Source organism: Streptomyces sp. NPDC101110 (assembly GCF_044759525.1).
Lineage (GTDB): Bacteria > Actinomycetota > Actinomycetes > Streptomycetales > Streptomycetaceae > Streptomyces.
The window spans coordinates 168,548-192,917 of the sequence record NZ_JBIVZM010000018.1; the positions used below are offsets into that span (position 1 = coordinate 168,548).

19 protein-coding genes are annotated in these 24,370 nt (G+C 72.9%); 4 read left to right on the forward strand and 15 right to left on the reverse strand.

Features of this window, described 5'->3' with window-relative positions; all coding sequences use genetic code 11:
- Window positions 1–122: 122 nt before the first annotated feature.
- From ald to ACIQU3_RS33470, 4 genes are all read right to left on the reverse strand, one after another.
- Window positions 123–1,247: an alanine dehydrogenase gene (ald, locus tag ACIQU3_RS33455; protein WP_403744207.1), complete on the reverse strand. Its 1,125-nt coding sequence runs from the start codon at window positions 1,245–1,247 to the stop codon at window positions 123–125.
- Between the two features lie 138 nt (window positions 1,248–1,385).
- A complete protein-coding gene (locus ACIQU3_RS33460; RefSeq protein ID WP_403929331.1) occupies window positions 1,386–3,425 on the reverse strand; it encodes a tetratricopeptide repeat protein in 2,040 nt (679 codons plus the stop codon).
- Window positions 3,426–3,670: 245 nt separating this feature from the next.
- Window positions 3,671–4,297 (reverse strand): NUDIX domain-containing protein, encoded by a 627-nt coding sequence (locus ACIQU3_RS33465; protein WP_403929334.1) that lies wholly within the window; start codon window positions 4,295–4,297, stop codon window positions 3,671–3,673.
- Window positions 4,298–4,391: 94 nt separating this feature from the next.
- The gene (locus ACIQU3_RS33470; protein WP_403744238.1) at window positions 4,392–6,050 is read right to left on the reverse strand and encodes a CTP synthase; all 1,659 of its coding nucleotides are present in this window, start codon (window positions 6,048–6,050) and stop codon (window positions 4,392–4,394) included.
- A 527-nt stretch (window positions 6,051–6,577) separates the two neighbouring features.
- Here ACIQU3_RS33470 and ACIQU3_RS33475 point away from each other — a divergent pair.
- Window positions 6,578–8,380, forward strand: a complete 1,803-nt coding sequence (locus ACIQU3_RS33475) for a glycoside hydrolase family 15 protein (RefSeq protein WP_403744242.1) — start codon at window positions 6,578–6,580, stop codon at window positions 8,378–8,380.
- 153 nt (window positions 8,381–8,533) lie between these two features.
- Here ACIQU3_RS33475 and ACIQU3_RS33480 read toward each other — a convergent pair whose 3' ends face one another.
- Window positions 8,534–9,490 carry an LLM class F420-dependent oxidoreductase gene (locus ACIQU3_RS33480; protein WP_403929337.1) on the reverse strand — a complete coding sequence of 319 codons (957 nt, stop codon included), beginning with the start codon at window positions 9,488–9,490 and terminating at the stop codon, window positions 8,534–8,536.
- Window positions 9,491–9,615: 125 nt separating this feature from the next.
- Between ACIQU3_RS33480 and ACIQU3_RS33485 the strand changes: the two genes are divergently transcribed.
- Window positions 9,616–11,262, forward strand: coding sequence for a PucR family transcriptional regulator (locus ACIQU3_RS33485; protein WP_403744216.1), 1,647 nt, complete (start codon window positions 9,616–9,618; stop codon window positions 11,260–11,262).
- Window positions 11,263–11,266: 4 nt separating this feature from the next.
- On the opposite strand, the gene ACIQU3_RS33490 is transcribed toward ACIQU3_RS33485, so the two are convergent.
- From ACIQU3_RS33490 to ACIQU3_RS33510, 5 genes are all read right to left on the reverse strand, one after another.
- Window positions 11,267–12,409 carry a glycosyltransferase family 4 protein gene (locus ACIQU3_RS33490; protein WP_403929339.1) on the reverse strand — a complete coding sequence of 381 codons (1,143 nt, stop codon included), beginning with the start codon at window positions 12,407–12,409 and terminating at the stop codon, window positions 11,267–11,269.
- Window positions 12,410–12,723: 314 nt separating this feature from the next.
- Window positions 12,724–14,442, reverse strand: a complete 1,719-nt coding sequence (recN, locus tag ACIQU3_RS33495) for a DNA repair protein RecN (protein ID WP_403929356.1) — start codon at window positions 14,440–14,442, stop codon at window positions 12,724–12,726.
- Between the two features lie 195 nt (window positions 14,443–14,637).
- Complete coding sequence (locus tag ACIQU3_RS33500) at window positions 14,638–15,543, reverse strand: NAD kinase (RefSeq protein ID WP_366715251.1); 906 nt, start codon at window positions 15,541–15,543, stop codon at window positions 14,638–14,640.
- Window positions 15,540–16,355, reverse strand: coding sequence for a TlyA family RNA methyltransferase (locus ACIQU3_RS33505; protein WP_403929342.1), 816 nt, complete (start codon window positions 16,353–16,355; stop codon window positions 15,540–15,542). The genes ACIQU3_RS33500 and ACIQU3_RS33505 overlap by 4 nt, the downstream gene beginning before the upstream one ends.
- A gap of 7 nt (window positions 16,356–16,362) precedes the next feature.
- Window positions 16,363–16,638, reverse strand: coding sequence for a hypothetical protein (locus ACIQU3_RS33510; protein ID WP_403744223.1), 276 nt, complete (start codon window positions 16,636–16,638; stop codon window positions 16,363–16,365).
- A 42-nt stretch (window positions 16,639–16,680) separates the two neighbouring features.
- Between ACIQU3_RS33510 and ACIQU3_RS33515 the strand changes: the two genes are divergently transcribed.
- Window positions 16,681–17,028: an SCP2 sterol-binding domain-containing protein gene (locus tag ACIQU3_RS33515; RefSeq protein ID WP_403744225.1), complete on the forward strand. Its 348-nt coding sequence runs from the start codon at window positions 16,681–16,683 to the stop codon at window positions 17,026–17,028.
- Here the strand turns inward: ACIQU3_RS33515 and ACIQU3_RS33520 are convergent.
- From ACIQU3_RS33520 to ACIQU3_RS33535, 4 genes are all read right to left on the reverse strand, one after another.
- On the reverse strand, window positions 17,012–17,905 hold the full coding sequence (locus ACIQU3_RS33520; protein WP_403744228.1) for an ABC transporter ATP-binding protein: 894 nt from the start codon (window positions 17,903–17,905) through the stop codon (window positions 17,012–17,014). The genes ACIQU3_RS33515 and ACIQU3_RS33520 overlap by 17 nt on opposite strands.
- Window positions 17,902–18,939, reverse strand: coding sequence for a FecCD family ABC transporter permease (locus ACIQU3_RS33525; RefSeq protein WP_403744230.1), 1,038 nt, complete (start codon window positions 18,937–18,939; stop codon window positions 17,902–17,904). Before ACIQU3_RS33525 ends, ACIQU3_RS33520 begins: the two co-directional genes overlap by 4 nt.
- Window positions 18,936–19,979 (reverse strand): FecCD family ABC transporter permease, encoded by a 1,044-nt coding sequence (locus ACIQU3_RS33530; protein WP_403744231.1) that lies wholly within the window; start codon window positions 19,977–19,979, stop codon window positions 18,936–18,938. The genes ACIQU3_RS33525 and ACIQU3_RS33530 overlap by 4 nt, the downstream gene beginning before the upstream one ends.
- An 85-nt stretch (window positions 19,980–20,064) precedes the next feature.
- Window positions 20,065–21,096 carry an HAD hydrolase-like protein gene (locus ACIQU3_RS33535; RefSeq protein WP_403744233.1) on the reverse strand — a complete coding sequence of 344 codons (1,032 nt, stop codon included), beginning with the start codon at window positions 21,094–21,096 and terminating at the stop codon, window positions 20,065–20,067.
- 72 nt (window positions 21,097–21,168) lie between these two features.
- Here ACIQU3_RS33535 and ACIQU3_RS33540 point away from each other — a divergent pair, with 72 nt between their 5' ends.
- Window positions 21,169–22,461: a DUF1015 domain-containing protein gene (locus ACIQU3_RS33540; protein WP_403929345.1), complete on the forward strand. Its 1,293-nt coding sequence runs from the start codon at window positions 21,169–21,171 to the stop codon at window positions 22,459–22,461.
- 163 nt (window positions 22,462–22,624) lie between these two features.
- On the opposite strand, the gene ACIQU3_RS33545 is transcribed toward ACIQU3_RS33540, so the two are convergent.
- Window positions 22,625–23,383 (reverse strand): tetratricopeptide repeat protein, encoded by a 759-nt coding sequence (locus ACIQU3_RS33545; protein WP_403929358.1) that lies wholly within the window; start codon window positions 23,381–23,383, stop codon window positions 22,625–22,627.
- Between the last annotated feature and the right edge of the window lie 987 nt (window positions 23,384–24,370).

The window sequence follows — 24,370 nt, forward strand, 5'->3', positions numbered from 1 at the left end:
TCCGGCCGGATGCACGGCGTTGACGAGCGGCGACGGTGGTCCCCCCGATCGAGCGAAGCCGAGACGGGGGGACTATCGCCTTTGCCGGTTGGTCACTTAGGCGACTTGGCGGCCGAGTGTGCTCAGCCGAGCAGCGAGGACAGCTCCACGTGCTCCACGCCGTGCGCCTCGGCGACCTCGCGGTAAACGACCTTGCCGTCATGCGTGTTGAGGCCCTTGGCCAGTGCGGGGTCGCGGCGCAGCGCGTCCGCCCAGCCGTGGTTGGCCAGCTCGACGATGTACGGCAGCGTGGCGTTGGTCAGCGCATAGGTGGAGGTGTTCGGCACCGCGCCGGGCATGTTGGCGACGCAGTAGAAGACCGAGTTGTGGACCCGGAAGGCCGGCTCGGCGTGGGTGGTCGGGCGGGAGTCCTCGAAGCAGCCGCCCTGGTCGATCGCGATGTCGACAAGGACACTTCCGGGCTTCATCCGCGAGACGAGCTCGTTGGTGACCAGCTTCGGGGCCTTGGCGCCGGGGATGAGCACCGCACCGATGACGAGGTCGGCCTCCAGGCAGGCCTTCTCCAGTTCGAAGGTGTTGGAGACGACGGTCTGGATCTTCGTGCCGAAGATCTTGTCGGCCTCGCGGAGCTTGTTGATGTCCTTGTCGAGCAGGGTCACGTGGAAGCCCATGCCGATGGCGATCTGCGCGGCGTTCCAGCCGGAGACACCGCCGCCGATCACGACGGCACGGCCGGCCAGCACACCGGGGACGCCGCCGGGCAGGACGCCGCGGCCGCCGTTGGCGCGCATCAGGTGGTAGGCGCCGACCTGCGGGGCCAGTCGGCCCGCGACCTCGGACATCGGGGCGAGCAGCGGCAGCGCGCGACTGGGCAGCTCCACGGTCTCGTAGGCGATCGCGGTGGTGCCGGACTCCAGGAGGGCGTCCGTGCACTCCTTGGAGGCGGCCAGGTGCAGGTAGGTGAAGAGCGTCTGGTCCTTGCGGAGGCGGTGGTACTCCTCGGCGATGGGCTCCTTGACCTTCAGCAGCAGGTCGGCGGCGGCCCACACCTCGTCGGCGGTGTCCAGGATCTGCGCACCGGCGGCGACGTACTCGGTGTCGGGGATCGAGGAGCCGACGCCGGCGCCACGCTCGATGACGACCTGGTGGCCGTGGCGCACCAGCTCGTGCACGCCGGCGGGGGTGATGGCCACCCGGAACTCGTTGTTCTTGACCTCGCGGGGGATGCCGACCTTCACGTCGATCACGGTCCTTGGCTCAGAGGGTATGGGGGGTATTCCTTAGACATACCCGGGCACACACGGGCACACCGGGAGAGACCGCAGGAGAACGTGCGGCAGAGCCAGTCTAATGAAGGTGTTCTCGCTGTCTAGCCTTTCATTGCATCAATCTTCAGCTGATGCGGTACGGATTTCGCAGGCGTCAGGGTCACTTTGAAGGTTTGAGTCGCCGAGAATCCGCCCGGCGGCGCCCCGGTGCAGCCCGGCGGACGCGGGATCTCCCAGGTGTTCGAGGGTGTCGGCGGCCCGCAGATGCAGCGCCGCCTGCAGCCGGGGGTCCTCGGCGCGCCGCGCCCATTCCACGGCTTCCCGGCAGGTGCGCAGCGACTCCTCGGGACGTCCCGCGTACTCCTGGACCCGCGCCAGCTCGCTCAGGGCCCGGGCCTGGGCGGCCACGTCGCCGTTCTTGCGGTGGCCGGCGATCGCCGCGCGCCAGTTCCGCAGGGCCTCGCCGTAGCGGCCCGCGAAGGTGTGGGCTGCGGCGATCCGCCCGTAGAGCCGGGCGGCCTCGGCGCGCTCGCCCCGGGCGAGCCGCTCGACCAGGGCGCGCCCGAACCAGTCGGCGGCCCGGTCGAAGTCGTCGAGGTCCAGGTACGCGCCGCCTACGGATTCCATCGCGCGGCCGGTCGCGTACGGATCGTTCACCTCGCGCCCGGCGTCCAGCGCGGCCCGGTAGCGCGCCAGGGCGTCGGCCGTGCGGCCGGTGCGGGCGTCGAGGTCGCCGAGGTTGAGCAGGGCGGCGGCACGCTCCCGGGGCAGACGGCGGCGTTCGGCGACGTCGAGGACCATGCCGTGGATCTCGTAGAGGTCGGGCGCGGCGGCCTTGGTGCCGATGTGCGCCGCCATCGCCCGGACCAGCTGGGACATCAGCCGTCGGGCCAGGGTGTCCAGCTCCCCGTCGGCGACCGCGAGCCGGGCGGAGGCCAGCAGCGCGGGCCGGGTCAGGCGCAGCCAGTCGGCGGCCGCGCGCGGGGTGGGGAAGCGCAGCGCGCGGGGCATGTCGAGCAGCTTCTGGCGGGCCTTCGGACTGTCGGTCTCGGTGATCGCCCGGCAGGCCTGGAGCAGCCGGACGGTGCGCTCCAGCATGCGGGCGCGGGCCAGCTGGAGATCGGCCGGGCGCTCGTGGTGCTCGGCGAGGATCCGCAGCTGCGGGTGCAGGCAGCCGGGCACCTCGTACTGCGGCAGCGGGGAGTCCACCGCACGCAGGAAGCCCAGGGTGACGAACTCGCCGAGGGTGGTGCGCGCGCTTTCCACCGAGCAGCCGACGAGCGCGGAGGCGGTCTGGGGGTCGACGAGACCGGCCGGGGCAAGGGCGAGCAGGCGCAGCATCCGGGCGGCGCTGGCGGGCAGGGCGGCGTGGGCGAGCCGGAAGACCCTCGTCAGTGCGATGCCCTCGCTGTCGTCGGCGCGCAGCTGCTTGGCCAGGTCGGAGACTGCGGCCTTGGGATGTGCCGCGAGCCAGCCGCCCGCCAGCATCAGCGCGGCGGGCTGCCCCTGGCACTCCTCGGCGAGGCCCTCCGCGGCCCGGGGGTCGACGGTGATGCGGACCGAGCCGGTGTGCCGGGTCAGCAGTTCCACCCCGGACTTGGTGTCCAGGCCGCCCAGGGTGCAGGGGCGGACGTCGGAGATGCCGGTCAGCGGTCCTTCGGAGACGGCGACGACGAGGCAGTCCGGGCTGTCGGGCAGCAGGGCGTCGACCTGCTCGGCGTCGACCGCGTCGTCCAGCAGGAGCAGGGCCCGGCGGTCGGCCAGGGCGCTGCGCAGGGCGTCGGTGAGGTCGTCCTCGCAGGCCCCGGCCGGTGCCTGCTCGTCCAGGGCGGCAAGGAGGTCGCGGGCGGCGCGGCCGACGGGGACGGGGGTGCCGTCGGGCTCGGTCAGGCCGACACGCAGGACCCCGTCGGGGTAACGGTCCGCGACCTGTCGCACGAGTTCCTCGGCGAGCGCGGTGCGGCCCGAACCGGGCCGGCCGGCGATGAGCAGCACGCGTGCGCGGGGTGCCTTGCGGCCGGCCAGGGTGTCCAGTCCGGCGCGCTCGATGTCGGCGCGCAGTTCCTTCAACTCCCGCGTGCGGCCCAGGAACTCGCTCTCCCCGGCGACGCGCCCGGCCGACCGCACTTCGCCTGTCTCCACGACCTGATCCGCCACGGGCCACACTCCCGTCCCAACCGCACGCGCAAGCCCGCCGGGACTCCGGCTCGGGCGTGCCACAGAGCCTAGTTCACGCTCTGCAACGTCCCGGGTGGTGCACGGCGGGCACGGCGGACGCATCCCCCGATCGGATCAACCGACTGTAGGACCGGCGGCGCTCGTAAGGGGGCGCGGGGAACTGCGCGACCAGCCACGACGGGGCCGCACCCGACCGGCACCACCCGCGGCACCCTGGCGGAGTGCTACGCCTCGAACGGCCGCGCCGGCCACGGCGCCTGGGCCGGGCGCAGGACGTCCAGTCCGTCACCGGCCCGCGCGGCGACCAGCGACAGGACGCCCACGACGAGGCAGTTGTTGTGGAGCTCGCCGGCCAGCACGCCCCGCACGAGTTCCTGGACCGGCACCCGGTCGAGTTCCATGTCGGCCTCTTCCTCCGCGACCGCGAAGCGCTCCCCCTCGGCCTCGGACAGGTCCCGCGCGAGGAAGATCCGGACGGCCTCGTCGCAGCCGCCCGGCGTGGTGTAGACGTCGGTCAGCACCCGCCAGTCCTCGGCCTTGACGTGCGCCTCCTCGTACAGCTCGCGCTGCGCGGCGTGCAGCGGGTTCTCGCCGGGGACGTCGAGCAGGCCGGCCGGGATCTCCCACAGCTTGTGGCGCACGGGGTGGCGGTACTGGCGCAGCACCAGCACGCGGTCGGACTCGTCGAGGGCGAGGACGGCCACGGAGCCGGGGTGGACCTGGTAGTCACGGCCCACCACGGTGCCGTCGGGCATGACCACCTCGTCGGTGCGCACGGAGGTCTTGTTGCCCGTGAAGGGGGTCTCCGTCGCCCGGATCTCCCACTCCACCGGGATGTCCTTGATCGTCATGCCTGTCCTTCCACGTGCCGCGCGACCTGCTGAAACGAAACCGGGGTGCACACCCATTGAAGGGATGCACCCCGGCCACCGTACAACTGGTGTGTTACTTCGAAATCTTCCGCTCGACCGAGGCCTTGACGAGCCCGGCGAACAGCGGGTGCGGACGCGTCGGGCGCGAGCGCAGCTCCGGGTGGGCCTGGGTGGCGACCAGGTACGGGTGGACGTCGCGCGGGTACTCGACATACTCGACGAGCTTGCCGTCCGGCGAGGTGCCGGAGAACAGGATGCCCGCCTTCTTCTCCAGCTCGGCGCGGTAGGCGTTGTTCACCTCGTAGCGGTGCCGGTGCCGCTCCTCGACGTACTCCTTGCCGTCGTACACCTCGCGCACGATCGAGCCCTCGGCCAGCTTCGCCGGGTACATGCCGAGCCGCATGGTGCCGCCCATGTCACCCTCACCGGCGACGATGTCGAGCTGCTCGGCCATGGTGGAGATGACCGGGTGGCCGGTGGCCGGGTCGAACTCGGTGGAGTTGGCGTCGGTGATGTCGGCCAGGTTGCGCGCGGCCTCGATCACGATGCACTGCAGGCCGAGGCAGAGGCCGAGCAGCGGGATCTTGTTCTCGCGGGCGAACTTGATCGCGCCGACCTTGCCGAGCACACCGCGGTCGCCGAAGCCGCCGGGGATGCAGATGCCGTCGACGTCGCCGAGCTGCTGGGCCGCGCCCGCCGGGGTCTTGCAGTCGTCGGAGGTGACCCACTTGATCTTGACGCGGGCCCGGTTGGCGAAGCCGCCGGCGCGCAGCGCCTCGGTGACCGACAGGTAGGCGTCGGGCAGGTCGATGTACTTGCCGACCAGCGCGAGGGTGATCTCGTGGTCGGGGTTGTGGACGCGGTCGAGCAGGTCGTCCCAGGTCGTCCAGTCCACGTCACGGAACGGCAGGTCCAGCTTGCGGACGACGTAGGCGTCCAGGCCCTCGCCGTGCACGGTCTTCGGGATGTCGTAGATCGAACGGGCGTCGGGGCAGGCGACCACGGCGGCCTCGTCGACGTCGCACATCAGCGAGATCTTCCGCTTGATCGCGGTGGGCACCTCGCGGTCGCAGCGCAGCACGATCGCGTCCGGCTGGATACCGATGTTGCGCAGGGCCGCAACCGAGTGCTGGGTGGGCTTCGTCTTCAGTTCACCCGAGGGGCCGATGTACGGCAGGAGCGAGATGTGGACGACGAAGACGTTGTCACGACCGACCTCGTGACGGACCTGGCGGACGGTCTCCAGGAACGGCAGCGACTCGATGTCGCCGACGGTGCCGCCGACCTCGGTGATCACGACGTCGACCTCGTCCGTCGCCATGCGGCGGATGCGGTGCTTGATCTCGTTGGTGATGTGCGGGATGACCTGCACGGTGTCGCCCAGGTACTCGCCGCGCCGCTCCTTGGCGATCACGGTGTTGTACACCTGACCGGTGGTGACGTTGGCGGAGCCGTCGAGGTCACGGTCGAGGAAGCGCTCGTAGTGGCCGATGTCCAGGTCGGTCTCGGCGCCGTCGTTGGTGACGAACACCTCACCGTGCTGGAAGGGGTTCATCGTGCCCGGGTCGACGTTGAGGTACGGGTCGAGCTTCTGCATCACGACGCGCAGTCCGCGGGCCTTGAGCAGCATGCCGAGGCTGGAGGCCGTCAGGCCCTTGCCGAGCGAGGAGGCGACACCCCCGGTGACGAAGATGTGCTTGGTCGTCGAATTACGAAATGCGGCGGGCGGCATGGCCAAGACGGGGCTCCCGTGGTCGCGGTCTGGGGGTGCGGTGCGGCTGCCCGCCGGAATGCTCCGGGGTGCCGTCGCTGCGGTTCGGGGGTTCCCTGTCGGGAAGGGGCCCACCGGTCCACGGGCTACCAGCGTATCAGCGCCGCGGGGCGATGGCTTCCGGCCACGCTCCGCACACATCCCGACACGGAGGCGATCACGGTCACCGGTCCCTCACCCGTTGCTCACTCGTTCGGCGTACCCACCTTGCCGGGACGGGCACCCGGATCATCTGCGTGCGTCGTATCCTGCTCGGACACTCGCTGCCGAGCCCGTCCGGCCCCACGGCACCACCCCCCGCCCGTAACCACCGGAACAACGTGAGCTCGTCAGTTCGTTGAGCAAGAATTGGCGCTTTGCATCACGGCTGAGCGACCTGTTTTGCTTCATCGCTCAATGACGCATTGCAAGATCTGCTGAAACCCCCCTTGACCGCACTAGCGACAGCCCCCTCGTGGGGTGACGTGGCCGTTCGACTGGAGTTGCACGTGGCCGGGCGCATCGAAGACTACGCACTCATCGGAGACATGCAGACCGCTGCCCTGGTCTGCCGGGACGGGACAGTCGACTGGCTGTGCCTGCCCCGCTTCGACTCGCACGCCATCTTCGCCGGCCTGCTGGGCACCGAGGAGCACGGCTTCTGGCGGCTGGGTCCCGCGTACGCCTCCGACCAGCAGCCCCCCACCGCCGCGCGCCGCAGCTACCGGGGCGACTCGCTGATCCTGGAGTCCGAGTGGGACACCCAGCGGGGCACGGTCCGGGTGACCGACTTCATGCCGCCGCGTGACGGCGCCCCGCAGCTGATCCGGATCGTGGAGGGCGTCTCCGGCCGGGTGCCGATGCGCTCGGCGCTCCGGATGCGGTTCTCCTACGGGCGGGTGGTGCCGTGGGTGCACAAGCACGAGGGGCGCACGGTGGCCGTCGCGGGACCCGACTCCGTGTGGTTCGACACATCGGCGGAGACCTACGGCAAGTCGCTGACGACCTACGCGGACTTCACGGTCGCGCCGGGCGACCGGATCGCGTTCACGATCTCCTGGCAGCCCTCGCACAAGGAGCCGCCGCCGCTGCCCGAGCCGGAGCAGTCGCTGGAGGCGACGGAGGACTTCTGGCGCGAGTGGGTCGACCACTGTACGTACCACGGCCCCTACCGGGAGGCCGTGGTCCGCTCGCTGATCACGCTGAAGGCCCTGACGTACGCCCCGACCGGCGGCATCGTCGCCGCGCCGACCACCTCCCTGCCGGAGGACATCGGCGGCGTCCGCAACTGGGACTACCGCTACACCTGGCTGCGCGACGCGGCCATCACCCTGTCCTCGCTGCTGCGCACCGGCTACCGCGAGGAGGCCCGCGCCTGGCGCGAGTGGCTGCTGCGTGCGGTGGCCGGCGACCCGGAGAACCTGCAGATCATGTACGGCATCGCCGGCGAGCGCGAGCTCGGCGAGGCGGAGCTGGACTGGTTGCCGGGCTATGAGAACTCCACCCCGGTCCGGGTCGGCAACGGCGCGGCCCACCAGCTCCAGCTGGACGTGTACGGCGAGGTCACCGAGGCCCTGCACCTGGCCCACATGACGGGCCTCGCGCGCAACGACTACGCCTCCCTCCTCCAGCTGAAGCTGATCCGCTACCTGGAGGACCACTGGCAGGACCCGGACGAGGGCATCTGGGAGGTGCGCGGCCCGCGCCGCCACTTCGTGCACTCCAAGGTGATGGCCTGGGTCGCGGTCGACCGCACGATCAAGCTGATCGAGTCCGGGGACGCGGACGGCCCGCTGGAGCGCTGGAAGGAACTGCGCGAGGACATCCACCGCGACGTGTGCGAGAAGGGTTACGACAAGGAGCGCAACACCTTCACGCAGTCGTACGGCTCGAAGGAGCTGGACGCCTCCCTGCTGCTGATCCCCCAGATGGGCTTCCTGCCACCGGACGACAAGCGGGTCATCGGCACGATCGAGGCGATCCAGCGGGAGCTGTCGACGCCGGACGGCTTCATCCTGCGCTACCCGACCTCCGGCGGCGACGAGGGCGTGGACGGTCTGCCCGGTGACGAGGGCGCGTTCCTGGCCTGCTCGTTCTGGATGGCCGACGACCTGGCGATGATCGGCCGCGTGGACGAGGCCCGCAAGCTGTTCGAGAAGCTGCTGTCCCTGCGCAACGACCTCGGTCTGCTGGCCGAGGAGTGGGACCCGCGCCTGCAGCGCCAGGTCGGCAACTTCCCGCAGGCGTTCAGCCACGTGCCGCTCATCGACACAGCGCTGCGCCTGACCGCTTCGGGCGCGTACGGCGGCTGAGCGGGGCGGCTCACGGGGCTTACGGGCCCTCGCGGGTGTCACTCCGGCTCGCGCGGGGGCCCCACCGCGGCGCTCAGCTGTGTCATTCCAGCGCCCACGGGGACCTCACCCGTGGCCGCACTCCGGCCCTCACGGCCATGTCGGCCCGGCCCCTCACTTCGGCCTGAGAGCCGTGAGCGTGCGCTCGCCCGCGGGGTCGCCTGCCGTGGCCGGGACGAGGGCTATCTCGTCGAGTCCGGCCTCGGCGTAGGCGGACATCCGGGCGCGGACGGTGTCGGCGTCACCCACCAGGGCGACGGTGCCCGCGGCCTCGGGCGGCAGCGCGCGCAGCAGGGTGTCCGGGTCGGCGCCCTTGGCGGCCAGCTCGACGACCTCGGCGAACCCCGCGTCGACGAACATGTCGCTGTAGCCCGGCACGGCGAGGTAGCCGACGACGCTGCGCAGGACCTGGGTGAGCGACTCCGGCTCGGGGTCCACGGCGGCGGGCAGCCAGGCGGCCAGCCGGGGCGGCGTACGGCCGGCCTTCTCGGCCGCGTCGAGCATCCGGGCCCGCAGCATGCGCACCTGCCCGGGCGAGACGATGTCGAGCAGCATCCGGTCGGCGTGCGCGACGGCAGCGGCGACCGCGCGCTCCCCGAACGCCGCGACCGTGACCATGCCGCCGGGCGGCGGGAGCCGGCGCGGGAAGCCGCTGCCGGGGACGACCGGCTCGCCGGGCACGCCGTGCATCAGCGCCCGCACGGCCGCCGCCGACTCCTCCAGGGCGGCGGCGGGACGGGTGCGCGGCCGGCCGTGCACGCCCTCGACGACGCGCTTGCTGGAGGTGCCCAGGGCCACCCCGACGGGCCGGCCGGTCACGGCCGCCGTGGAGGCGGCGCCCCGGACGATGGTCAGCGGGTCGCGCACCGACACCGGCACCGGCCCGGCGGTCAGCGCGGCCTGCTCGGTGGCCGCACCGATCGCCGTCGCCAGGACGAACGAGTCCCATGTGGGTCCCTCCCCCGCCCACACCTCCCGGTACCCGAGCCGGTCCGCGAGCACCGCGACCCGCAGCGGCTCCTCGACCGGACTGTCGTCCTCCCGCCCCACCGCAACCACGCTCAAGTCCATGACGGCGCCCGTACCCGGCCGATCACGCCGTAATCCGGGACATCCACGACGGGATCCGGGCGATGATCGTCCCGGTGCCCCTCCGGAGATGTCCGGGAGGCACCCGCACGGGTAGCGTCCGGCACATGGACAGCGGGACGGACAGCGCACACGACACCCAGGGCGCCGGGATCACCGTGCGGCGGGCGCTGGAGCTGCCGGGGCTGCGCAGCGGGCTCCCCGAGGTGCTGGCGGGCGGCGAGCGGCTCGGGCGGACCGTGCGCTGGGTGCACGCCGGAGAGGTGCCGCACATCGCCTCGCTGCTCAAGGGCGGTGAACTGCTGCTGACCACGGGCTACGGCCTGGGCACCCGCCCCGCCGAACAGCGGGCGTTCGTACGCACCCTCGCCGAGCGCGGCATCGCGGCCCTGGTCGTGGAGCTCGGCCCGCGCTTCACCCGGCTGCCCGCGGCCCTCGTCGACACGGCGCGCGCGGCCGGGCTGCCACTGGTCCAACTGCACCGCGAGGTGGCGTTCGTCACGGTCACGGAGGAGGTGCACACCGAGATCGTCAACGGCCACTACGCCCTGCTGCAGCGGGCCGAGGAGGTGCACCGGCGGTGCACGCAGGCCGTGCTGGGCGGCGGCGGGGTGCCCCAGGTGCTCGGCATCCTGGCCGACTTCGCCGCCAATCCCGTGTTCCTGGAGACGGCGGACGGTCAGTTGCTGTACGCCGCCGGAGCCGGTCCCGAGGGGGCGGAGCCGCTCCAGGTGTGGGAGGGGCTGCGCGGCCAGCACAAGGACGAGCCGCCGCTCGCGGGGTCGGTCCTGGTGGACGTGCCGGGCGGCGGGCCCGGCAGCGGGGGCGTCCGGGCGCGTCTGGTCCTGCTGCCGGTGCGCACGTCCATGGCGCCGGTGCACCGGATGGCGGCCGAGCGGGCCGCGGGCATCCTGGCCGTGGTGCTGATGCAGGCCCGCCAGGAGGAGGAGCTGGCGGCACGCGGGCGGGGCGACTTCCTCACCGACCTGGCCGAGGGCCGCATCTCGCCCGAGGACGCCCCGGCGCAGGCCCGGGTGCTGGGTTTCCGGCCGGGCGAGGGGCCGCTGCTGCCGGTGGTCATGCGGCTCGGGGAAGCACTGGCCCCGGGTGGGGGCGGCTGGGGCGTGCCGACCCGGGCCATCTCGGAGGAGCTGGCGGCGGTCGGCGTGCCGGTGCTGCTCGGCGTACGGCCGGTGGAGGGCAGGGTGCTGGTGTTGCTCGGGCTGCGTGCGGAGTCGGAGCGGACGGCGGTCGCGGACCGGGTCGCGGCGGCCCTGCGCGCCGGTGTGGAACGGGCCGCGATGCCGCGGCCGGGCGGGCAGGCGCCCGTGGTGGTCGTGGGGATGGCCGGTGGCTGGCAGGCGGCCGCCTCGGGCCTGCGGCACGCGGCCGAGACGGCCACGGCGGCCCAGGGCCTCGCGGACCGGCCCTGGTACGACGCACGTCGTCTCGACATCGACCTGCTGCTGTGGCGGCTGCGCGACCACCCGGACCTGGCGGCCTTCGTGGACCGGGCCGTCGGCCCGCTGCTCGAGCACGACCGGCGTTCCCGGCCGCCGCTGCTGCCCACGTTGACGACCTACCTCGCCCACGCGGGGCGCAAGGCGGAGACGGCCCGGGAGCTGCACCTGAACCGGCAGACCCTGTACAACCGCCTGGCGCGCATCGGGGAGTTGCTGGGGACGGACCTCGACGACCCGCAGACGGTCCTGGCCCTGAGCCTGGCCCTGCGGGCCCGCAGGCACGTCCCGTAGGGCTCTAGGAGAGGGGGCGGGGCAGGGTCAACTCGTCGTAGACGCTGAGCACTTGGGCGACCGTCTCGTCCTCGGTCGGCCAGGTGGCGGCCTGCCTGGTGCCCCTGGCCGTCAGCAGGTCCCGGCGCGCCCGGTCGCCGAGCAGCCGTACGACGGCGTCGGCGAGGGCCTTCGCGTCGCCGTACGGGACGAGTTCGGCCGCGTCGCCGACGAGTTCGGGGATGCCGCCGACGTGGGTCGCGACGAGCGGCACGCGCGCGTGGAGGGCCTCCTGGGCGAGGACGGAGCGAGCCTCCCACCGGCTCGGCAGCAGGGCCAGGTCGGCGGCGGCGAGCAGGTCGGTGACGTCGTCGCGTCGCCCGATGAGCCGGACCGGCAGGCCCTCCTCCTCGATGCGGCCCTGGAGTTCACCACGCAGCTGCCCCTCCCCGGCGATCACGACCAGGGGCACGGGATCGAGCCGGCGCCAGGCACGCGCGGCGTCCAGCAGGACGTCGTACCCACGGTGTCGTTCCAGGGAGCCGACGGCGATCAGCAACGGCCTCCCGATGGCACCGAGTTCGGCGCGCACCTTGGGCCGGAGCCCGTCGGGGTCGTCGGGTTCGAGGGGCCTCTTGGGGCCGGGCAGCGCGACGGCGGCGAGCCGGGCGTCCCGCGCACCGGTGAGGCGGGCGCGGTCCACGAGCGGCGAGGAGGTCCCGAGCACCACGGTGGCCGCCTTCACGACCCTGCGCTCCAGCACCCGCAGCATGTGGGCGCGGGCCCCGTCGGCGTGTGCGCGGTCGTGCCAGGTCACGACCAGCGGAGTGGCCACGCGCCGGCCGCTGAGGGCGAGCACGGTGCGGAAGGAGGCGTGCAGTCCGTGCGCGTGCACCAGATCGGCGTGGGCGCAGGCCGCGCGCAGCGCCGCCACCGACACCGGGTCACTGCTGCGCGGCACATGCACGTGGTCGGCGCCGACTCCGCTGAAGTCATAGGCGCGGTCGGCCTCGTAGGGGGCGCACACCGTGACTTTCACTCCCCGCTCGACGAGCCCCGCGGCCAGCGAGCGCACATGCGCACTGCTGGCGGCGTTGCCTCCGCCGAGCACCTGCACGGTGCGCAGCGGCGACTGGCCATGCGGTGCGTGGCTGCTCACGGGGGTCACCTGGCCGGGCTCCTGGTTCGGGTCGGACGGTCACGGCGCGGATTTCGCACGTACTCCGCCAAGGATGCCAGGACATAGGGGGGTTCCGGGAACACCGGGAGGGCGGCAGCGCCGGGCGCACGGGGGGCCGACAGAAGCAGGTCACCCACACGAGTGACAAAGGCATCGCGGCGCAGTAATCGCACATCCGATGCCCGCTTCACCCGAACAGCTCGCTTCCGCCCACCGGCCCCGCCGCTGTCGGTGGCCTGCGCAAGAATGCGCGGCCCCGCCGCCGGGCGAGTGCCCCGAGGACACCCGCCCTTCCGGACGCGCTAGCCGTCCGCCCGGGCCGCCGCCAGCAGTTCCTCCGCGTGGGCCCGGGCCGTCTCGGAGTCCTCCTGGCCGGCGAGCATGCGGGACAGCTCCCGGACCCGGTCCTCGCCCTCGAGGACCTTGACTCCGGAGCGGGTCACGGATCCGTCGTTGGTCTTCTCGACGAGCAGCTGGCGGTCGGCGAAGGCGGCGACCTGCGGCAGGTGGGTCACGACCACGACCTGCGCGGTCTTCGCCAGGCGGGCCAGCCGACGGCCGATCTCGACCGCCGCCTTGCCGCCGACACCCGCGTCGACCTCGTCGAACAGGTACGTCGGCACGGGGTCCGTCCCCGCGAACACGACCTCCACGGCCAGCATCACCCGCGACAGCTCACCGCCGGACGCGCCCTTGGCGATCGGCCGGGGCGGTGCGCCCGGGTGCGGGGCCAGCAGCAACTCGACCTCGTCGGCGCCCGCGGGACCGTAGGCGACCGTACGGCCGCCCACCTCGACGCCGTCGGGGTCCTCGGTCTGCCGGATGTCGAAGGACACGCGCGCGTGCGGCATGGCGAGCGAGGCCAGCTCGGCGGTCACGGCGGCGGCGAACCGCTCGGCGGCCTCCGTGCGGGCGTCCGTCAGGGCCTGCGCCAGCCCGCCCAGTTCGCTCCGCAGCGCGTCCCGCTCGGCCGTCAGCTCCCCGATCCGCTCGTCGTCGCCCTCGAGTTCGGTGAGCCGCGCGGCGCTCTGCTCGGCCCAGGCCAGTACGGAGGCGATGTCCTCGCCGTACTTGCGCGTCAGCCCGGTGAGCGCGGCCCGCCGCTCCTCGACGGCCGCGAGCCGCAGCGGATCGGCGTCCAGATCGTCGGCGTACCCGGCCAGGTCGCCCGCCGCGTCCCGCAGCAGGATCCCGATCTCCCCGACGCGGTCGGCGAGCGCGGCCAGCGCCGAGTCGTGCGACCGTACGGCGTCCAGGGCCCGCTGGGCGCCCGCGACGAGCGTCCCGGCGTCGACGCCCTCCGGGTCCTCGGGATTGCCCGCGAGGGCGGCGTGAGCGGCCGCCGCGGCCGCCGCCAGCGCCTCGGCGTGCCCGAGCCGCTCGGCCTCCTCGGCCAGCTCCACGTCCTCGCCGGCACGGGGCTCGACGGCGGCGATCTCGTCGAGCCCGAAGCGCAGCAGGTCGGCCTCCTGGGCCCGTTCCCGCGCCCGGGTGGTGATCTCGTCGAGTTCGGCGGCCACGGCCCGCAGTCTCTTGTACGCCTCGCCGTACTTGGCCAGCGGCCCGGCGACCGCGTCGCCCGCGTACCGGTCGAGCGCCTGCCGCTGCCGGGACAGCTTGAGCAGCCCCTGCTGGTCCGTCTGACCGTGCACGGCCACCAGTTCGTCGGCGAGCTCGGCGAGGACCCCCACGGGCACGCTGCGTCCGCCCAGGTGCGCCCGCGAGCGCCCCTCGGCGGAGACGGTACGGCTGATCAGCAGGGCCCCGTCGTCGAGCTCGGCCCCGGCCTCCTCGGCGCGCACGGCGACCGAGGCGTCCCGGGGGACGGTGATGCGCCCCTCCACGACGGCCTTGCCGGCGCCGATCCGCACGAGCGCCGGGTCGGCACGCCCGCCCAGCAGCAACCCCAGGCTGGTGACCACCATGGTCTTGCCCGCACCCGTCTCACCGGTGACCGCGGTGAACCCGGGCGACAGCTCGACGACAGCGTCGTCGATCACGCCCAGCGACCGTATCCGCATCTCCTCCAACACGGACAAGACCTTACGAGGTCGGGACCCGCGCGTGCGACCGGCCCGCCCCTGTCACCCACGAGAGTGGTGATCGGCCGTCTTCAGGGGCGCGGGGCTGTACCAAGGTGCGGCTCCGCCGCGTGGGCGCGGAAACCACAATCCACCCCAGCCGCCCACGAAAGCGGAACCACCCCCCACACACCGCTAGTGAGGCGCCCCCCGCCACCCGGAAACCGGCAGCGCGAACTTCGCCACCAGCCGGTCCGTGAAGGACGCGTGATGCAGCCGGGCCAACCGAACCGGCACCGCCCCCCGCCGCACCTCCACCCGCGCCCCGGCCGGCAACTCCACCGTCCGCCGCCCGTCGCACCACAGCACCCCCGGCGGAATGTGCGGCAGAACCTCCACGGCCAACACGGAATCCGGCGAGGTCACCAGCGGCTTCGCGAACAGCGCGTGCGCGGAGATCGGCACCATCAGCAGCGCCTCGACCTCCGGCCACACGACCGGCCCGCCCGCCGAGAAGGCGTACGCAGTCGACCCCGTGGGCGTGGCGCACACGATCCCGTCGCAGCCGAAGCCCGTGACCGGCCGGCCGTCGATCTCCAGGACGATCTCCAGCATCCGCTCGGCGGACACCTTCTGCACGGCCGCCTCGTTCAGCGCCCAGTCCGTGTGCACGATGTCGCCGTTCTGGTGCACCACGACGTCGACGGTCATCCGCTCCTCGACCTCGTACGCCTTGGTCACCACCCGGTCGACCACCTTGTCGAGGTCGTCCCGCTCGGCCTCCGCGAGGAACCCGACGCGCCCGAGGTTGACGCCGAGCATCGGCACGCCCGAGGCCCGCGCGAACTCGGCGCCGCGCAGCAGCGTGCCGTCGCCGCCCAGCACGATCAGCAGCTCGCACCCGTCGAGGCACTGCGGAGTGGCCTCCTTCACCAGCTCCACTTCGGTCGGCAACGGCAGGTCGCGCGCCTCGGCCTCCAGGACGCGCACGCCGAGGCCGGAGCGCAGCAGCCCCTTCACCACGAGCTCGGCACTGCGCACGGCGGCGGGCCGCCCCGTGTGGGCGAGCAGGAAAACAGTACGAGCTCGGTTCTCGGTCAACGCGGCCCCTCCGCCACTGCACGGTCTGCCTCGGCCGGGTCCAGTTCCGGTGCCCCGGACCGCAGCCACAAGAAGTATTCGACATTCCCCGACGGCCCGGGCAGCGGACTGGCCGTCACGCCCTTCACCCCGAGCCCCAGCCCCCAGGCCTTCGCGGCCACCCCCCGGACCGCTTCAACGCGCAGCTGGGTGCTGCGTACCACTCCCCCGCTGCCGAGGCGCTCCTTACCCACCTCGAACTGCGGCTTGACCATCATCACCAGATCGGCGTCCGGCTTCACGCACCGCACCAGGGCGGGCAGGACCAGCCCGAGCGGGATGAAGGACAGATCCCCCACGACAAGATCCACTGGCTCCCCATCGATCGCTTCAAGCGTCAACTCGCGTACGTTCGTACGGTCCTTGACGGTGACGCGTTCATCCTTCTGGAGGGACCACGCGAGTTGTCCGTATCCGACGTCCACGGCGACGACGTGGGCCGCGCCCGCGCGCAGCAGGACGTCGGTGAAACCGCCGGTGGAAGCGCCCGCGTCGAGCGCCCTGCGTCCTGCGACGGCCAGCCCCTGAGGGCCGAAGACCGCGAGCGCGCCGGCCAGCTTGTGACCGCCGCGCGAGACGTAGTCGGGATCACTGTCGTCCTGGGCCACGACGATCGCGGCCGCGGTCTCGACTTGCGTGGCGGGTTTGGTCGCGACGGTCTTGCCGACGGAGACCCGCCCCGCGGCGATCAGCTGCGCGGCGTGCTCACGCGAACGCGCGAGCTTCCGGCGGACCAGCTCCGCGTCCAGACGGCGACGTGCGACTCCTGCCACGTTCGGTTCAGCTCCTGTGCTCGTACGGCCGCGGGGGCACCGGAGGTCCCGGGCGGGCGTCGAGCGCGGTGAGCGCGTCGCGCAGCCCCCGGTGTACATCCTCGTACACCTCGACATGGCCGTCCGTGGCGAGGTGGTCCGCGTCGCCGAGCCGGTCCAGGGCGGCGTCCACACCGGCGTCACCGGTGGGCGCGCGGGGCACGTTCAGGGGCGCGGGGGCGGCGGGGTCGTACGCCGGCTCCTCCTCCGCCGCCGGAGGGGCCTCGGGAACTGCGTCGTCCATGCCCCGACGCTACCGCGAACCGCTGCGGTACCGTCGACCGCGATGGCCACGATCGAGGAGTGCCGCAGCGCACTCGACAAGCTTTCGGACAACATGCAGCGCGCCGAAGGGGACGTCCGCGACGCCGCGGCCCTGGACCGCTCGGTGAGCTGCCACATCACGGACCTCGACGTCACCTTCGTCGGCCGCATGCAGGGCGGGCGGATCGAGGTGCACGACACCGTGCCGGGGCCGCCGCCCGGCAAGGCCGAGATCAGGCTCGCCATGACCGGCGACGACCTGGTGGCCCTGGTCGGCGGCGAGCTGAACTTCGCCAAGGCCTGGGGTTCGGGCCGGGTGAAACTGCACGCGGGCGTGCGGGACCTGTTCCAGCTCAGGAAGCTCCTGTAGCCGCGACCTCTCCGTCCGTGCCCCGTACGCGGGCCTTGCGAGCGGCCGGCACGACCAGCGGGGTGCCCGTCTCCGGGTCGTCGATGACCTGGCAGCGCAGCCCGAAGACCTCCTCGACCAGTTCGGCCGTGACGATGTCCTTCGGCGCGCCCTCGGCGATGACCCGGCCCTCGCGCAGGGCGATGAGGTGGGTGGCGTAGCGGGCGGCGTGGTTGAGGTCGTGCAGCACGGCGACGAGCGTGCGGCCCTGTTCCTCGTGCAGCTCCGCGCACAGGTCCAGCACGTCGATCTGGTGCTGGATGTCCAGGTACGTCGTCGGCTCGTCGAGCAGCAGCAGGGGCGTCTGCTGGGCGAGGGCCATGGCGATCCACACGCGTTGGCGCTGGCCACCGGAGAGCTCGTCGACGTAGCGGTCGCCGAGCTCGGCGACGCCGGTCTGCCGCATGGACTCCTGGACGACCCGCTCGTCGTCGGCCGACCACTGGCGCAGAATGCCCTGGTGCGGGTAGCGGCCACGGCCGACGAGGTCGGCGACCGTGATGCCGTCGGGCGCGATGGACGACTGGGGCAGCAGGCCGAGGGTCCGCGCTACCTTCTTCGCGGGCATCGACTGGATCACGTTCCCGTCGAGCAGCACCCGGCCCTCGCTCGGCTTGAGCATCCGTGACAGCGCCCGCAGCAGCGTCGACTTGCCGCAGGCGTTCGGGCCGACGATCACCGTGAACGACCGGTCGGGTATCTCCACCGACAGCTGCTCGGCGATGACCCGCTGGTCGTAGGCGAGGGTGACGTTCTCGGCGGACAGGCGGTTCACGGGGCTCCTTCGGTTGATCAGTCCGCTGCTGGTGCTGCTCTCGGCGCTCCGGCCCGCCCTCATATGCGGCCCGCCCTGCGCTCGCTGACCAGCAGCCACAGCAGGTAGACCCCGCCGAGCACACCGGTCACCACGCCCACGGGCAACTGCTCCGCGCCGAACGCCCGCTGCGAGACCCAGTCGGCGACGACCAGCAGGGCGGCGCCCATGCACAGCGAGGCCGACAGGTTGGGCCCGGGCGAGCGGGTCAGGCGCCGGGCCAGCTGCGGCGCGGTGAGGGCGACGAAGCTGACCGGCCCGGCCGCGGCGGTGGCGGACGCGGTGAGCAGCACGGCCGCCACCATCAGCAGCAGCCGTACCCGCTCGACCCGCACCCCGAGGGCGTACGACACGTCGTCGCCCATCTCCATCATCCGCAGCCCGCGCGCGTTGACGAGGACGAGCGGCACCAGCACGGCGGTCAGCGCGAGCAGCGGCCACACCTGATCCCAGTCCCGGCCGTCGAGGGAGCCGGTCATCCAGACCACCGCGCGGGCCGCGTCCACGATGTCGGACTTGGTCAGCAGATAGCCGTTGACCGCCGTGACGATCGCGGAGACGCCGATGCCGACCAGGACCAGCCGGTAGCCGTGCACGCCCTTCTTCCAGGCGAGCACGTAGATGGCGAGCCCGGTCACCAGTCCCCCGGCCAGCGCCCCGGCGGCGACCTGGTTCGCGCTGCCGGAGGTCAGCACGATCACCGCGAGCGCGCCGGCCGTCGCCCCCTGCCCGAGACCGAGCACGTCCGGACTGCCCAGCGGGTTACGGGAGATGGCCTGGAACAGCGCGCCGCCGAGTCCGAGCGAGGCTCCGACCAGCAGCCCGACCAGGACCCGCGGCAGCCGCAGCTCGTTGACGATGAACTCCTGGCCCGGGTTGCCCTGGCCGACCAGCGTCCGCAGCACGTCGGCGGCCGGGATCGGGAAGTCGCCGGTGCCGATGAGCACGACACTCGCCACGAGCGCCGCGACGAGCAGCAGGAGCACGACGGTGACGGCCCGTACGTCCAGGCGTATCGAGAGCCCGCCGGTCCGCACGGCACGGTTGGTGGTCTTCACAGCTGGGCCGTCCTCCGCCGTCGTACGAGAAAGATGAACACCGGCCCGCCGAGGATCGCGGTGACGATGCCCACCTGGAGCTCCGAGGGCCGGGCCACGATCCGGCCGAGGACGTCGGCGCCGAGCAGCAGCACGGGCGACAGGATCGCCGCGTACGGCAGGATCCAGCGCAGGTCGGGCCCGGTGAACGAGCGCACCACGTGCGGCACCATCAGCCCGACGAACACGATCGGCCCGCAGGCGGCGGTCGCGGCTCCGCACAGCACGGTCGCGGCCAGCATGGACAGCGCCCGCGTGCGGTTGAGGTCGGCGCCGAGCGCCTTGGCGGTGTCGTCGCCCATGGCCATCGCGTTCAGCGGCCGGGCCAGGACCAGCGCCAGGACCGTACCGGTCAGCAGGAACGGCAGGACCTGCGTGATGGTCGAGTTCGTCGCCGAGGCCAGTGAACCGACCGTCCAGAAGCGCATCTTGCCGAGCGCCGCCTCGTCCATGATCATCACGGCCTGGAGGTAGCCGTACAGGGCGGCGCTGATCGCCGTGCCTGCGAGCGCGAGCCGCACCGGGGTCGCGCCCCGGCTGCCGCCGAGGAACCAGACGAGCGCCCCGACCGCGGCCGCGCCGAAGAACGCGAACCAGACGTAGCCGCTGAGCGAGGTGACCCCGAAGTACGTGATGGCCGTGACGACCGCGGCGGAGGCGCCCGCGTTGATGCCGAGCAGTCCCGGGTCGGCCAGCGGATTGCGGGTGAGGGCCTGGAGCACCGCCCCGGCCAGCCCGAGAGCCGCGCCCGCCAGCAGCCCGAGCAGCGTCCGCGACAGCCGCTCGGCCACGACCACGTCGCCGTAGGTCCCCGAGTCCTCGAACAGGCCGTGCCAGACCTGCCCGAGGGACAGCTCCTTCGCCCCGATCGCGATACTCGCCAGCGCGACGAACACCAGGATCGCCACGGACAGGAGCAGCCCGAAGGCTCGTACCGCCCGTCGGGTGGGAGGCGCGGGGGCGGTCTCCGCGCTCTGCTCGGGGGGACTCTCGACCAACACGCAGTTAGGTTAGCCTACCCTCGCATTCGAGCACGATGCGGATGCCCGCCCCGGCCCCCGGCCCCGCCCGGGCACTGACAGGCGCTCAGATCCCCAGCCGCGCCAGCGCCTTCCCCCCGTCCAGCTCACACGCACCCTCACCGGCCGCCGTCCACGCCACGGCACACAGCGCACGCAGACCATCCACGGCCGCGCCCTCCCCGTCGAGCTCGAGCCGGTCCGCGCCGGCCGTCGCCGTCCAGCCACCACACCGGAAGGCGCCCTCACCCGCGTCGACGACCTCCGGCTGGCTCGCGAGCATCCCCCGCAGATCGGCGTCCACATACGTCGGCCGGTGCTGCGGCGGCGCGGCCAGCAACTGCGCGCCGTCGGTCACACCGGTCAGGACGAGCAGCGAGTCGACCTCCCCGTTGAACGCGCCCTCGATGTCCGTGTCCAGCCGGTCCCCGACCACCAGCGGCCGCTGCGCCCCGGTCCGCAGGATGGTCTCGCGGTGCATCGGCGGCAGCGGCTTGCCCGCGACCTGCGGCTCCGCACCCGTGGCGATCCGGACGACCTCCACGGCCGCTCCGTTGCCCGGAGCGATGCCCCGCCCGCTCGGAATCGTCAGGTCGGTGTTGGAGGCGAACCACGGCACGCCCCGCGCCACCGCGTAGGAGGCCTCGGCGAAGCGCCCCCACGGCAGGTCGGCGCCACCGAAGCCCTGCACCACCGCCGCCGGGTCGTCGTCCGCCGACTCCACGGGCACCAGCCCGCGTTCACGCAGCGCGACCCGCAGCCCCTCACCGCCGATCACCAGCACCCGGGCGCCCTGCGGCACCTGCTCGCTGATCAGCCGCGCGACGGCCTGCGCCGAGGTGATGACGTCCTGCGCGCCCGTCGGTATCCCCAGCTCGGTCAGATGCGCCGCCACGGTGTCCGGGGTGCGCAACGCGTTGTTCGTCACATACGCCAGGCGCATCCCGCCCTCCCGGGCCGTGGCCAGCGACTCGACCGCGTGCGCGATGGCGCTCCCGCCCGCGTACACGACACCGTCGAGGTCGAGCAGCGCCGTGTCGTACGCCTCGCTCAGGGCCTGCCCACTGCCCTCGGGCCTCGTCCTGACGCTTCGGCTCATCCCGCATCGCTCCTCGTTCGACGGCTTTCCCCCGATCATCCCCCATGCCACCGACAGCCGTACGATGCCGGGATGAACTCAGCAGGTCACTCGGAGGCAACGACGCACCGAGGCCTGGAACTCACCCCGTTCCGAGGCCTTCGTTACGACCCCCACCGGGTCGGCAGCCTTGCCGCCGTCACATCACCCCCGTACGACGTCGTGGTGCGCCCCGACGGCCTGCACCACCTCGAATCGGCCGATCCGTACAACATCGTCCGTCTGATCCTCCCCCAGGCCGCCACACCCAGTGCCCGCAACGAGCGGGCCGCCGACACGCTGCGCCGCTGGCTGTCCGAGGGCATCCTCACCACCGATCCGGAACCGGGTCTCTACGTCTACGAGCAGCAGGACGGCAACGGCATACTGCAACGCGGCATCATCGGCGCCCTGCGCGTGTCGGATCCGGACGAGCAGCTGGTGCTGCCGCACGAGGACGTCATGCCGCACGTCGTCGCCGACCGCGCGGCCCTCATGCGGGCCACCTCGGCCAACCTCGAACCCCTCCTGCTCACCTACCGGGGCGACGGGGCCACGACCGCCACAGCCGATCTGATCGAGCGCACCGCGACCCTGCCGCCGCTCCTGGCCACCACCACGGAGGACGGTTTCCGCCACCGCCTGTGGTCGGTCACCGCCCCCGAGGACCTGGCGACGATCCAAAGGGACCTCGGCCGGCACCAGGCCCTGATCGCCGACGGCCACCACCGCTGGGCGACCTACCGCCGCCTCCGCGCGGAGCACCCCTCCCCCAGCCCGTGGGACCACGGCCTGGTCCTCCTCGTCGACACGGCCCGCTATCCCCTGCGGGTCCGTGCCATCCACCGCCTCCTGCACGGCCTCCCGGTCGCCGACGCCGTGGCCGCCCTGGAGGGGCATTTCCGCGTGCGTCGCCTCGACGTCCCGCTGTCCGAGGCCCTGCGGACACTGGCCGACGCCGCCTGCGCCGGGAACGCCTTCCTGCTGGCGGGCGACGGCGCGTTCCACCTCGTCGACCGCCCGGACCCGGATCTCCTGGCCCGTACGGTGCCCGCCGACCGCCCCACGGCCTGGCGCACCCTGGACGCGACGGTCCTGCACGCCACGCTCCTCGACCACGTCTGGCGCATCCCCGAGGATTCCCCGGCTCACATCGCCTACATCCACGACACGGCCGCGACGGTCGAGAAGGCGGAACGGGACGGCGGAACGGCCGTCCTGATGCACCCGGTCCGCGAGGAGGTCGTGCGCGACCTGGCGCGCCAGGGCGTGACGATGCCCCGCAAGTCGACGTCGTTCGGCCCGAAGCCGGCAACGGGCCTGGTCCTGCGGGCTCTGGACCTCTGACGGAGCTCCGGGCCGGCCCGGACACGCGGAAGGGGCGGGACCCCAAGTGCCTCACGGCCCGGGATCCCGCCCCTTCTTCTGTTGCGCTGTGCTGCTGTCCTGCTCTGTCTTGCTGTTGCGCTGTTGTGCTGTCCTGCTGTTGCTCTGCTGCTCTGTGCGGACGTCAGTCCTTGTGGTTCTCGCCCTCGTCCTCGTCCGCCTTGGGCGCGGCCGGAGTCTCGTCGTTGTCGTTCTCGTCGTCCTCGACCAGAGCGTCCATGAACTCCACACCGTCCAGCTCGGCGAGCCGGTCCGAAGCGTCGGTGCTGCCGTCGCGGTCGGCCTCGACGGCCTTCGCGAACCACTCCCGGGCCTCGCTCTCACGCCCCGCCGCGAGCAGCGCGTCGGCGTAGGCGTACCTCAGGCGCGCCGTCCACGGCTGCACGGCGTTCGCAGCGAGCTCCGGGCTCTGAAGCGTCACGATGGCCGCGTCCAGCTGCCCCATGTCCCGCCGCGCACCGGCGGCGACGAGCCGCATCTCGACCTGACCGGCCTTGTCGAGCTTGTGCACCTCGGGCGCGCCGGCCATGTCCAGGGCCTTCTCCGGCCGGCCGAGGCCACGCTCGCAGTCGGCCATGACCGGCCACAGGTCGATGTTCCCGGTCATCCGCTTGGCGGCCCGGAACTCGGCCAGTGCCTCGCCGTACTTCTGGCTGGCGTAGGCGGCGAACCCGGCGGCTTCCCGCACGGCGGCGACACGCGACGCCAGCCGCAGCGCCACCCTGGAGTAGCCGTACGCGCCCTCGGGGTCCTCATCGAGGAGCCGGGCCACCATCACCAGGTTCCTGGCGACGTCGTCCGCGAGCGTCTTGGGCAGGCTCTGCAGCTCCTGCCGTACGTCCTTGTCGATCTCGTCGCCCGTGACGTCCTCGGGGATCGGCAGCCGCTTGATCGGCTCCCTGTCGCGGTCACGCTCCTCACGGAACCGGCCAGGGCCACGCCGGTCGTCACGGCCGCGGAACCCGCCCCGGTCGCCGTCACGGCGATCACCGTCACGCCGGAAGCCGCGGTCGCCCCGGTCGTCACGCCGAGGCCCGCGACCACCGCGGTCGTCACGGCCTCGGAAGCCACCGCGCTCGCCGCGGTCGCCCCTGCTGTCGCGGCTGTCCTCCCGACGGAAGTCGCTGCGGGGGCCGTCCTCGCGCCGGAAACCGGGGCGCCCGCCTCGGCCGCCTTCGTCCCGACGGAAGCCGCCGCGCTCCCCGCGCTCGTCCCCACGGCGCTCATCACGACGGTCGTCACGGCGCTCATCACGACGGTCGTCACGGCGCTCATCACGACGGTCGTCACGCCGGTCGTCACGACGGTCGTCACGCCGGTCGTCGCGGCCCCGGAAGCCACCGCGGTCGTCCCGGCCGCGGAAACCGCCACGCTCGCCGCGGTCGCGGTTGTCGTCGCGCCGGAAGCCACCACGGTCCCGGTCGTCGCGGCGGGGGAATCCGCCACGGTCGCCCTCGCGCCGCTCGCCACGCCGATCATCGCGTCGGTCGTCACGACGGTCGTCACGACGGAAGGCGGGACGGTCACCGCGGTCGTCACGACGGAAGGCGGGACGGTCACCGCGGTCGTCACGACGGAAGGCGGGACGGTCACCGCGGTCGTCGCGACGGAAGGCGGGACGGTCACCGCGGTCGTCGCGGCGGGGACCACGGTCACGGTCGTCACGCCGGCCATACCCACCGCCACGGTTGTCGTCGCGCCGGTCGTCGCGACGGAAGGCGGGGCGCTCGCCGCGGTCGTCCCGGTCGTCACGGCGGAAGGGCGGACGGTCTCCACGGTCGTCGCGACGGAAGGCGGGACGGTCACCGCGGTCGTCGCGGCGGGGACCACGGTCACGGTCGTCACGCCGGCCATACCCACCGCCACGGTT